This window comes from Vibrio orientalis CIP 102891 = ATCC 33934 (genome assembly GCF_000176235.1).
Taxonomy (GTDB): domain Bacteria; phylum Pseudomonadota; class Gammaproteobacteria; order Enterobacterales; family Vibrionaceae; genus Vibrio; species Vibrio orientalis.
In genome coordinates, this window is record NZ_ACZV01000002.1 from 121023 (window position 1) to 133503 (window position 12481).

General features: G+C 45.3%; 8 protein-coding genes. 6 read left to right on the top strand and 2 right to left on the bottom strand.

Features of this window, described 5'->3' with window-relative positions; all coding sequences use genetic code 11:
• Positions 1–9 precede the first annotated feature (9 nt).
• From recJ to lpdA, 5 genes are all read left to right on the top strand, one after another.
• Complete coding sequence (gene recJ / locus VIA_RS01475; protein WP_004410057.1) at positions 10–1743, top strand: single-stranded-DNA-specific exonuclease RecJ; 1734 nt, start codon at positions 10–12, stop codon at positions 1741–1743.
• 1212 nt (positions 1744–2955) lie between these two features.
• Positions 2956–3723 carry a pyruvate dehydrogenase complex transcriptional repressor PdhR gene (pdhR, locus tag VIA_RS01480; RefSeq protein ID WP_004410059.1) on the top strand — a complete coding sequence of 256 codons (768 nt, stop codon included), beginning with the start codon at positions 2956–2958 and terminating at the stop codon, positions 3721–3723.
• Positions 3724–3773: 50 nt separating this feature from the next.
• On the top strand, positions 3774–6437 hold the full coding sequence (gene aceE, locus VIA_RS01485; protein WP_004410061.1) for a pyruvate dehydrogenase (acetyl-transferring), homodimeric type: 2664 nt from the start codon (positions 3774–3776) through the stop codon (positions 6435–6437).
• 30 nt (positions 6438–6467) lie between these two features.
• A complete protein-coding gene (aceF, locus tag VIA_RS01490; protein ID WP_004410062.1) occupies positions 6468–8372 on the top strand; it encodes a pyruvate dehydrogenase complex dihydrolipoyllysine-residue acetyltransferase in 1905 nt (634 codons plus the stop codon).
• Between the two features lie 242 nt (positions 8373–8614).
• Positions 8615–10045: a dihydrolipoyl dehydrogenase gene (gene lpdA / locus VIA_RS01495; protein WP_004410063.1), complete on the top strand. Its 1431-nt coding sequence runs from the start codon at positions 8615–8617 to the stop codon at positions 10043–10045.
• 171 nt (positions 10046–10216) lie between these two features.
• Here lpdA and VIA_RS01500 read toward each other — a convergent pair whose 3' ends face one another.
• Positions 10217–10831, bottom strand: a complete 615-nt coding sequence (locus VIA_RS01500; RefSeq protein WP_004410064.1) for a LuxR/HapR/OpaR family quorum-sensing transcriptional regulator — start codon at positions 10829–10831, stop codon at positions 10217–10219.
• 317 nt (positions 10832–11148) lie between these two features.
• Here VIA_RS01500 and hpt point away from each other — a divergent pair, with 317 nt between their 5' ends.
• Positions 11149–11679 carry a hypoxanthine phosphoribosyltransferase gene (gene hpt, locus VIA_RS01505; protein ID WP_004410065.1) on the top strand — a complete coding sequence of 177 codons (531 nt, stop codon included), beginning with the start codon at positions 11149–11151 and terminating at the stop codon, positions 11677–11679.
• 78 nt (positions 11680–11757) lie between these two features.
• On the opposite strand, the gene can is transcribed toward hpt, so the two are convergent.
• Complete coding sequence (gene can / locus VIA_RS01510) at positions 11758–12426, bottom strand: carbonate dehydratase (RefSeq protein ID WP_004410066.1); 669 nt, start codon at positions 12424–12426, stop codon at positions 11758–11760.
• Between the last annotated feature and the right edge of the window lie 55 nt (positions 12427–12481).

Below are 12481 nucleotides of genomic sequence, written 5' to 3' on the forward strand. Positions count from 1 at the left end.
AATATTTTTATGATAGAAATCCAACGTAGACCTGAGATCGACCTAAACGTACTTCCTGATACGATTCCTGCCTTGCTGAAGCGCATTTACATTTCACGTGGTATCCATAATCTTGAGCAGTTAGAAACCACTGTGCGTTCTCTGCATTCTTATCAAAAACTTCATGGTATAGAGCTCGCTGTTGAGCTGCTCTTCAATGCTATCCGAGACAACAAGCGTATTATTATCGTCGGAGATTTTGATGCAGATGGAGCCACTAGCTCGGCGCTGTCGGTATTGGCTCTGCGCATGTTGGGGTCAAGTAATGTCGATTATCTGGTACCGAACCGCTTTGAAGATGGTTATGGTTTAAGCCCAGAGGTTGTCGATCAAGCGATCGAACTTGGCGCACAAGTCATTATGACGGTTGATAATGGCGTTTCCTCCATTGATGGTGTTCGCTACGCCAAAGAGAAGGGGCTACAAGTACTGGTGACTGATCATCACTTGCCGGGACATGAGTTACCTATTGTCGATGCCATGGTTAACCCGAACCTACAAGAGTGCGCGTTCCCATCCAAAGCACTGGCGGGTGTTGGTGTCGCTTTCTATCTAATGATGGCGCTGTGTGTTCATATGCGTAAAACTGGCTGGTTTACCCAACAAGGTATGGCTGAGCCAAAGCTTATGGAGCTCATTGATCTGGTCGCGTTGGGCACTGTTGCGGACGTGGTACCACTTGATGAAAATAATCGTATTTTGGTTCATCAAGGACTGCAACGCATTCGAGCAGGCAAAGCACGTCCCGGTATTCAAGCGCTGATTGAAGTTGCGAAACGTGACGCGAAAAGGCTAGTCGCTTCTGATTTTGGCTTTGCGTTAGGGCCACGTATCAACGCTGCGGGGCGACTGGATGATATGTCATTCGGTGTTGAGCTGCTGCTGAGTAACAACATTCATGCAGCGCGCCGCATGGCCAGTGAATTAGATGGCCTTAACCAAACTCGCAAAGAGATTGAAGAGGGCATGAAGCAAGAAGCGATGGCCATTTGTGAGCGTCTTCAATTTGGTGAGAACATGCCTCATGGTTTGGTTATGTTTCAGCGAGATTGGCACCAAGGTGTTATCGGTATTTTGGCCTCACGCATTAAAGAAAAGTTCCATCGCCCAGTGATCGCATTCGCTGATGGTGGAGAAGGCAGCATCAAAGGCTCCTGTCGTTCTATCCCTGGGTTGCATATGCGTGACGTACTGGATCGCATTGATACGCAAAATCCAGGTTTGATTGTTAAGTTTGGTGGCCATGCGATGGCGGCTGGTTTGACGATCATGGAAAGCAACTTTGAGCGTTTTTCTAACTTGTTTGACGAAGCGGTTAAGCAGGACCTCGATGAAGCGGCACTTAAAGGCGTTATTTTGTCTGATGGTGAGCTAACGCCTGAAGAGTTCTCGATGCATACCGCTGAAATGCTGCGTGCTGGTGGACCTTGGGGGCAAGCCTTCCCAGAGCCGATGTTCGATGGCGAGTTTAAAGTTCTGCACCAGAAGCTAGTCGGTGAGAAACACTTAAAGTTGATGCTTGAACCACTGCATAAAGGTCACCCGACCAATATTATGATTGATGGCATCGCGTTTAATGTCGACTTACGTCGCTGGCCAGATGCGTCTGCTAAAACCGTTCGTCTAGCTTACAAGCTTGATATCAACGAGTTTCGTGGCAATCAGTCATTACAGTTAATGATTGATCACCTGGAGGCTAGCTAATCGATACAAATGCTTCATAGCTAAAAGTAGTCACTCCAGTATGGCTTGATACATATAAGTAGTCATTCCATAGAGTGACGAAGGAGAGAGTAGGGAATCCCTAAAGGTTTTCTACTCGCTTTAAGAGATCCCCAATTCGTTCGTGCCTCACTCTTGAGGATGACGTTGTTTCGCATGGTTTGATATCTGAATTGTCATTCCATAAAGTGACGAAGGAGAGAGTAGGGAATCCCTAAAGGTTTTCTACTCGCTTTAAGAGATCCCCAATTCGTTCGTACCTTACTCTTGAAGATGACGTTGTTTCGTATGGTTTGATATCTGAATTGTCATGCCATAGAGCGACGAAGGAGTGAGTAGGAAATCTCTAAGGTTTCCTGCTTGCTTCAAGAGATCCCCAATTCGTTCGTGCCTCACTCTTGAGGATGACGTTGTTTCGTATGGTTTGATATCTGAATTGTCATTCCATAGAGCGACGAAGGAGTAAGTAGGGAATCTCTAAGGTTTTCTGCTTGCTTCAAGAGATCCCCAACTCGTTCGTACCTTACTCTTGAGGATGACGTTGTTTCGTATGGTTTGATATCTGAATTGTCATTCCATAGAACGACGAAGGAGTGAGTAGGGAACCTCTAAGGTTTCCTGCTTGCTTCAAGAGATCCTCAACTCGTTTGTACCTTACTCTTGAGGATGACGTTGTTTCGCATGGTTTGATATCTGAACTGTCATTCCATAGAGTGACGAAGGAGCGAGTAGGGAATCTCTAAAGGTTTTCTACTCGCTTTAAGAGATCCCCAACTCGTTCGTACCTCACTCTTGAGGATGACGTTGTTTCGCATGGTTTGATATCTGAACTGTCATTCCATAGAGTGACGAAGGAGCGAGTAGGGAATCTCTAAAGGTTTTCTGCTTGCTTCAATAGGTCCTCAATCCGCACTTTTCTTCTCATTCCCTAATAACCTTTCATATTTATTTAAAACTAACCAATCAAACTGTGATGGCTAGCACGATTTTTTCCCATCTGTTTATATTTTGTAATTGGTCAGACCAATTTAATTGCTGTTTTAATCGACTATTGTTATCAAAGTGTTTATACATGACTCGTTCTATGATTTGGGTCAATTTTTGACTGGAACTTGCGTTTTAATTATGTTAATTTTCCTGCCAACTTAAAATTGGTATTACCAATTACCTGCAAAGAGTAGAAGAACAATAACTATGGCTTATCAAAGGATTCGTCAGCCAAAACTTTCTGATGTTATTGAACAAGAATTAGAAAGGCTGATTGTGGAAGGAACATTGTCTCCGGGGCAGCAGTTGCCACCAGAGCGTGAGCTGGCAAAGCAGTTCGATGTATCCCGTCCATCAATCCGTGAGGCAATACAACGCCTTGAAGCTAAACGTCTTCTTACTCGTCGTCAGGGCGGCGGCACATTCGTTAGCGAGAACATCTGGACCAGTTTTTCAGATCCTCTGCTAAATTTATTGTCTAGTCACTCTGAGACACAACTGGATTTACTGGAAACGCGTCATGCGATGGAAGGTATTTCTGCTTATTTTGCAGCGGTTCGTGGTACCGACGAAGACTTTGAGCGAATTCAGGCTTGCCTGAAAAATATCAGCGAAGAACAGACGAAGAAGAATGTTGAAGCAGAAGCCGCTGCCGTTATGCAGTTTCTGATTGCTTTAACCGAAGCCGCTCACAATGTCGTGCTTTTGCATATTGTTCGCAGTCTGGCTCCTTTGCTTGAGCAAAATGTCTTACAGAATTTAAAGCTCTTACATCGCCGCGATGAAGTGGTCGAAAAAGTAAGTAAACATCGAGCTAATATTGTGGATGCGATCGTTTCTGGTCAGCCTGAAAAGGCACGTGAAATGTGTCACTCACACTTAGCTTATATCGAAGAAACATTGTTGGATTTGACTCGTGAAGAGTCGCGCAGAGAGCGCTCTTTGCGTCGAATTCAGCAAGGTAACGATTCTTAGTGAAGCGTTACTTAAATAACTAGATCCAACCAACAGAAGGATAGATCGCCATGTCTGACATGAAGCATGACGTAGACGCACTGGAAACTCAAGATTGGCTAGAAGCTCTTGAGTCAGTTGTACGTGAAGAAGGTGTAGAACGTGCACAGTTTCTACTAGAAACCGTTCTAGAAAAAGCACGTCTAGACGGCGTTGATATGCCAACTGGTATCAACACCAACTACATCAACACGATTCCGGCAGCACAAGAGCCAGCATACCCAGGTGATGTGACTCTTGAACGTCGTATTCGCTCAATCATTCGCTGGAACGCAATCATGATCGTATTGCGTGCTTCTAAGAAAGACCTAGACCTTGGTGGTCACATGGCTTCTTACCAGTCGGCAGCAGCGTTCTATGAAGTTTGTTTCAACCATTTCTTCCGTGCTCCAAATGAGACGGACGGTGGCGATCTAGTTTACTACCAAGGTCATATTTCACCAGGTATCTACTCTCGTGCATTCGTTGAAGGCCGTCTAACTGAAGAGCAGCTAGACAACTTCCGTCAAGAAGTAGACGGTAAAGGTGTTCCTTCATACCCGCACCCTAAACTGATGCCTGAGTTCTGGCAATTCCCAACAGTATCTATGGGTCTTGGTCCAATCTCTGCGATTTACCAAGCGCGTTTCCTTAAGTACCTAAATGGCCGTGGCCTTAAAGATACTTCTGCTCAACGTGTATACGCTTTCCTAGGCGACGGTGAGATGGATGAGCCAGAATCACGTGGTGCGATTTCTTTCGCTGCGCGTGAGAAGCTAGACAACCTATGTTTCCTAATCAACTGTAACCTACAGCGCCTAGATGGTCCTGTAATGGGTAACGGTAAGATCATTCAAGAACTTGAAGGTCTATTCAAAGGTGCAGGTTGGAACGTAGTTAAAGTTATCTGGGGTAACAACTGGGATGCACTACTAGCTAAAGATACAACGGGTAAGCTACTACAGCTTATGAACGAAACGATCGATGGCGACTACCAAACATTCAAATCTAAAGATGGCGCATACGTACGTGAGCACTTCTTTGGTAAGTACCCAGAAACAGCTGCACTAGTTGCAGACATGACTGACGACCAAATCTTCGAATTGAAGCGTGGTGGTCACGATTCTTCTAAACTGTTTGCTGCGTTTAACAATGCAAAAGAAACTGGCGGTAAGCCAACAGTAATCCTAGCTAAGACTGTTAAAGGTTACGGCATGGGTGAAGCGGCAGAAGGTAAGAACATCGCTCACGGTGTTAAGAAGATGGACATGACTCACGTACAATACCTACGTGATCGTCTAGGTCTACAAGACATTCTTTCTGATGAGAAAGTGTCTGAACTTCCTTACCTAAAACTGGAAGAAGGTTCTGCTGAGTACGAATACCTGCACGCTCGTCGTAAAGCATTGAAAGGTTACACGCCACAGCGTCTACCTAACTTCACGCAAGAATTCAAAGTACCAGAACTAGAAGAGTTTGCTCCTCTACTGGGTGCTCAGAAGCGTGAAATTTCAACGACTATGGCTTACGTTCGTACGTTGAACATCCTGCTGAAAGACAAGAACATCGGTAAGAACATCGTTCCTATCATCTGTGATGAAGCTCGTACGTTCGGTATGGAAGGTCTATTCCGTCAAGTGGGTATCTACAACCCAGACGGTCAAGAATACACACCTGAAGATAAAGGCATCGTTTCTTACTACAAAGAAGCAACATCAGGCCAAGTTCTTCAAGAAGGTATCAACGAACTAGGTTCAATGGCATCTTGGGTTGCTGCTGCTACTTCTTACAGCACAAACGATCTGCCAATGATCCCGTTCTACATCTACTACTCAATGTTCGGTTTCCAACGTATTGGTGATATGGCATGGCTAGCAGGTGACCAACAAGCTCGTGGCTTCCTACTAGGTGCTACAGCAGGTCGTACAACACTAAACGGTGAAGGTCTACAGCACGAAGATGGTCACTCGCACATTCAAGCGAACACTATCCCGAACTGTATCTCTTACGACCCAACATTCGCTTACGAGCTAGCAGTAATCATGCAAGATGGTATCCGTCGTATGTACGGTCCTGAGCAAGAAAACATTTACTACTACCTAACAGTAATGAATGAAAACTACGCAATGCCAGCAATGCCTGAAGGCGCTGAAGAAGGCATCCGTAAAGGTATCTACAAGCTTGAGTCTCACGAAGGTGCTAAGGGTAAAGTTCAGCTAATGAGCTCTGGTACCATCATGAACGAAGTGCGTAAAGCAGCGACTATCCTAAGTGAAGAGTACGGCGTAGCATCTGACGTGTTCTCTGTAACTTCATTCAACGAGCTAACTCGTGATGGTCAAAATGCAGAGCGCTACAACATGCTTCACCCAGAAGCAGAAGCGAAAGTACCGTACATCACGACTGTTCTTGGTAACGAACCAGCAATCGCTGCGACGGATTACATGAAGAACTACGCTGAGCAAGTTCGTGCATTTATGCCGACTGAGTCTTACAAAGTACTTGGTACGGATGGCTTCGGTCGTTCTGACAGCCGTGAAAACCTACGTCGTCACTTCGAAGTTAACGCGGGCTACGTAGTAGTTGCAGCACTAACTGAACTAGCGAAACGTGGTGATGTTGAGAAATCTGTTGTTGCTGAAGCAATTGCTAAATTCAACATCGACACTGAAAAAACAAACCCACTTTACGCTTAATACAGCGCTTAACTAGAAGGTAAATAAGCAATGGCAATCGAAATTAATGTACCTGACATCGGTGCGGATGAGGTTGAAGTTACTGAGATTCTTGTAAGCGTTGGCGACAAGGTTGAAGAAGAACAGTCTCTGATCACTGTTGAAGGCGACAAAGCTTCTATGGAAGTTCCAGCGTCTCAAGCAGGTATCGTAAAAGAAATCAAAGTTGCGGAAGGTGATTCTGTGACGACTGGTTCTCTTATCATGATTTTCGAAGCCGAGGGTGCAGCTGATGCTGCACCTGCTCCTGCAGCAGAAGCAGCTCCAGCAGCAGCGGCTCCAGCTCCAGTAGCAGCGGCAGAGCTTAAAGAAGTTCACGTTCCTGATATCGGTGGCGACGAAGTAGAAGTTACTGAAATCATGGTTAAAGTTGGCGATACAGTAGAAGAAGAGCAATCACTTCTAACTGTAGAAGGCGACAAAGCTTCTATGGAAGTACCAGCACCATTTGCAGGTACGGTTAAAGAGATCAAGATTGCTGAAGGCGATTCAGTAACAACTGGCTCTCTTGTGATGGTATTCGAAGTAGCTGGTTCAGCTCCTGCAGCAGCTCCGGCTCCTGCGGCGGCAGCACCAGTTGCAGCGGCTCCAGCAGCATCTGCTGAGAAAGAAGTAAACGTTCCTGACATCGGCGGTGACGAAGTAGAAGTTACTGAGATCATGGTTAAAGTTGGCGATACAGTAGAAGAAGAGCAATCTCTAATCACTGTAGAAGGCGACAAAGCTTCAATGGAAGTACCAGCACCATTCGCAGGTACGGTTAAAGAGATCAAGATTGCTGAAGGCGATTCAGTAACTACTGGCTCTCTAATCATGGTATTTGAGGTAGCAGGTGCGGCTCCAGCAGCTCCAGTTGCAGCAGCGGCTCCAGCTCAAGCGGCGGCTCCGGCAGCAGCTCCTAAAGCAGAAGCTCCAGTAGCGGCTCCAGCAGCATCAACTAGTGATTTCGAAGAGAACAACGAGTACGCACACGCGTCTCCAGTTGTTCGTCGTCTAGCTCGTGAATTTGGCGTTAACCTATCTAAGGTTAAAGGTACTGGCCGTAAGAGCCGCGTACTAAAAGAAGACGTTCAAGCTTACGTTAAAGATGCACTTAAGCGTCTTGAGTCTGGCGCAGGTGCAGCAGCATCTGGTAAAGGCGACGGCGCAGCGCTTGGCCTACTACCTTGGCCAAAAGTTGATTTCAGCAAGTTTGGTGAGACTGAAGTTCAGAAGCTTTCTAAGATCAAGAAGATCTCAGGTGCTAACCTACACCGTAACTGGGTAATGATCCCTCACGTTACACAGTGGGACAACGCGGATATCACTGAGCTAGAAGCATTCCGTAAAGAGCAGAATGCTATCGAAGCGAAGAAAGATACTGGTATGAAGATCACGCCACTAGTGTTCATCATGAAAGCGGTTGCGAAAGCACTAGAAGCGTTCCCAGCGTTTAACTCTTCTCTATCGGAAGATGGCGAAAGCATCATTCTTAAGAAGTACGTAAACGTAGGTATTGCTGTTGATACGCCAAACGGTCTCGTTGTTCCTGTCTTCAAAGACGTGAACAAGAAAGGCATCTACGAGCTATCTGAAGAGCTAATGGCGATTTCTAAGAAAGCACGTGCTGGTAAGCTGACGGCAGCTGACATGCAAGGCGGTTGTTTCACAATCTCAAGCCTTGGTGGCATCGGCGGTACTGCGTTTACGCCAATCGTAAACGCGCCAGAAGTAGGTATCCTAGGTGTATCTAAGTCTGAAATGAAGCCAGTGTGGAACGGCAAAGAGTTCGAACCACGCCTACAGCTTCCACTATCGCTATCATACGACCACCGTGTGATCGATGGTGCAGAAGGTGCACGCTTTATCACTTTCCTAAACGGTGCACTATCTGACATTCGTCGTTTAGTACTGTAATTGAGAAAGTAGCAATTAAGGTGGCTTTCGAGTCACCTTAATTCTTTATACAAAGAATAATTTTAGACAGCATTTTCAATCCTCTTTCAGAAACTGAAAGGTGAATTGTTGTCTAGCTCACAGGCTAACTTAAAGCTACTTTCACACTGTTAACAACTCTGTAAAATGTTGACCGTTTGAAAGCCTAATAATTTAAGAACATCTACTCAGCCTGTTAGGGATAATGACTACAAGAGGTCACAATGAGCAAAGAAATTAAAGCCCAAGTTGTTGTACTTGGTTCTGGTCCTGCTGGTTACTCAGCTGCATTCCGTTGTGCAGACTTAGGTCTAGAAACAGTACTAGTTGAACGTTACAGCACTCTTGGTGGTGTATGTCTAAACGTTGGTTGTATTCCATCTAAAGCACTTCTTCACGTGTCTAAAGTAATTGAAGAAGCAAAAGCTATGGCTGATCACGGTGTCGTGTTTGGCGAACCACAAACAGACATCAACAAGATCCGTATCTGGAAAGAGAAAGTTGTTAACCAACTGACTGGTGGTCTTGGCGGTATGGCTAAGATGCGTAACGTTACAGTGGTTAACGGTTACGGTAAATTCACTGGCCCTAACTCTATCCTTGTAGAAGGTGAAGGCGAATCGACAACTATCAACTTCGATAACGCGATCGTTGCTGCAGGTTCTCGCCCAATCAAGCTACCATTCATCCCTCATGAAGACCCACGTATTTGGGATTCTACTGATGCGCTAGAGCTGAAAGAAGTTCCTGAAAAACTGCTTATCATGGGTGGTGGTATCATCGGTCTAGAAATGGGTACGGTTTACCACTCTCTAGGTTCTAAAGTAGAAGTTGTTGAGATGTTTGACCAGGTAATTCCTGCGGCAGACAAAGACATCGTTAAAGTCTTCACTAAGCGTATTAAAGATAAGTTCAAGCTAATGCTTGAGACTAAAGTGACAGCAGTTGAAGCGAAAGAAGACGGTATCTACGTTTCAATGGAAGGCAAGAAAGCGCCAGCAGAAGCTGAGCGTTACGATGCGGTTCTAGTTGCTATCGGTCGTGTACCAAACGGTCTACTCATCGAGGGTGAAAAAGCGGGTCTAGAAATCGACGAGCGCGGTTTCATTAACGTTGATAAGCAGATGCGTACTAACGTTCCTCATATCTTCGCTATCGGCGACATCGTTGGTCAACCAATGCTTGCTCACAAAGGTGTGCATGAAGGCCACGTAGCGGCAGAAGTTATTTCTGGTAAGAAGCACTACTTCGACCCTAAAGTTATTCCTTCAATTGCGTACACTGAGCCAGAAGTTGCATGGGTTGGTAAGACTGAGAAAGAAGCGAAAGCAGAAGGTATCAACTACGAAGTGGCTACTTTCCCTTGGGCGGCTTCTGGTCGTGCAATCGCATCTGACTGTGCAGACGGTATGACGAAGATGATCTTCGACAAAGATACTCACCGTGTAATTGGTGGTGCAATCGTTGGTACTAACGGTGGCGAACTACTAGGTGAAATCGGTCTAGCAATTGAAATGGGTTGTGATGCAGAAGATATCGCACTAACTATCCATGCTCACCCAACTCTGCATGAGTCAGTGGGTCTAGCTGCTGAAGTATTTGAAGGCTCAATCACTGACCTTCCAAATAAGAAAGCTGTGAAAAAGAAGAAGTAACTCCTCTTGAAGAGCAAAAGTCTTGAAGACTGAATAGTAAAAGCCGCTGAGTGATCAGCGGCTTTTTTGTTGCCGATAGAAAGTTGCGACCAACAAGCGCAGTGCTCAGTTATCAGCAAATAAAAAGCCGACGTAATGACGTCGGCTTTTGGCTGTTAACTTCGCTCTGATTTACTCAGCGCCCTTGTAGATACATAGCATATCTAAGTAGCTCTGTGTCAGGCGAACCACGGCTTGCTCATCTCGGACACGGTTTGCTTGTACGAACAGCGAGTAGCAGATGCCATGGAATAGTGTTGCAAGATCGGATGGATCATGGCTATCACACACTTCGCCACGCTCAATTGCCTTGATAAACATATTTTGTACCAAGAGCTGATTGGTGCGGTTGGTTGTGACAAACAAAGGCCATACTTCATCGCGGGTTGATGCACTCCACTCAAACCACACCTTAAGCCAGTGGCAGTCTTCAACAACCAGCTTAACCATAGCGGTTGTGATGTTTGTGAGGTTATCTTTCGCGTGAAGGTCTAAGTCGATGTTGTCCGAAAGGAAGTTCGAAAATTGGCGTACAACGTAATTCAATACGTCATCGACAAGATCTTCGCGAGTAGGGAAGTAGTTAAATACCGTTGCAACGGATACCTGAGCAATCTCAGCAATGTCAGCGTGACCACCACGGCCAATGCCACGACGGGCAAACACTTCCAGTGAGATTTCCATCAGCTGTTGCTTTCGCTTTTGTGGAGATAGACGCGTACGCGGTCGTTTCTCTATAGAGTCCATAATTATTTCCTTGCCAAAAGAGTTGTTTATATTTATTGGGCTTTTCGCCCTATTTAGTATTTTATTAATTTTGCTATGACGCTTTATGAGTGTAATGGTGCATATAGGCAAGGTCAACGATTTCGGGCTATTTTGTAGGCATCTTTGTTAATATCGTGCTAATGATCAACATGCCATACTCCAAACAATTCGGTTAATTTGAGGCAAACGTTTTTCCTCTTGGCGAGCTGGTGTTAAACTACCCGCCTGCAAAATCAGACCGTATTTGAGTGGCTATAATCACCCTCAACACGACTAACGCGAAAAACGAGATTGGTATGAAGCATACAGTAGAAGTGATGATTTCTGAGCAAGAAGTCAGCAAACGAGTACAAGAGCTAGGTAAACAGATTACTGAGCACTACAAAGGCAGCGAAGATCTAGTCATGGTTGGCTTGCTACGTGGTTCATTTGTATTTATGGCTGATTTGGCACGTGTGATTGATATTACTCACTGCGTTGATTTCATGACAGCATCGAGCTATGGCAATACGATGGAAAGCTCACGTGACGTGCGTATTCTCAAAGACCTAGACGATGACATTAAAGGTAAAGACGTTCTACTTGTTGAAGACATTATCGACACGGGTAACACACTAAATAAAGTAAAAGAGATCCTTTCTCTACGTGAGCCAAAGTCTATTGAGATCTGTACACTACTTGATAAGCCTTCTCGCCGTGAAGTTGATGTTGATGTTAAGTGGATTGGTTTTGAGATCCCTGACGAGTTCGTCGTGGGTGTGGGTATCGACTATGCTCAGAAATACCGTCACTTACCGTACATTGGTAAGGTTGTACCTCAAGAGTAATCACACTCAGGTCCTAGAATAAACAAACGCCCGCTAACTTAGCGGGCGTTTTTGTTTGGACAGGTTAGAGATGTTAGCTTAGCGACAAAGAAGTTTGTGCTCTGGGTTGAGAATCGACTCCATCGCGACTCGATAAGAGGTATCAACACTTTCTCGAGAGTTTGAGCGAACACCTAAATATTCTAACTTACCATCACCGATACCATAGACAACACCATGTATTTCAATATCTTGGCCGCGCTCCCAAGCATTTTGCATGATGGTGGAATTAGCAAGGTTATAGACTTGCTCTGCGACATTGATTTCACCTAGCTTGTCAGCGCGATCGTGCTCTGGCATCGCCTCTAAGTAGTTTCGGTGTTTGAAGTAGAGGTCGCGGATGTGCAGTAGCCAGTTGTTGATAAGACCAAGCTGCGGATTATCAATCGCCGCTTTTACCCCACCACAGCCATAGTGACCACATACGATGACATGCTTCACCTTTAATACGTCTACAGCGTATTGCACCACGGATAAGCAGTTTAAATCGGTATGGATAACTTGGTTAGCTACATTACGGTGTACAAACAGCTCACCGGAATAAAGACCGGTTAGGCGTTCTGCGGGTACTCGGCTGTCTGAACAGCCAATCCAGAGAAAGCCAGGGCTCTGACCTTCTTCGAGCTTGGCAAAGTATTCTGGGCGCTCAGCTTTAATTGATTCAGACCACTTTGAGTTGTTTTCAAATAGCTGTTTAATTTCCGGCATCTCGTTCGCAATCCTTAAAAAATTCTTGCATCACTATACACAATGTTACAATTTC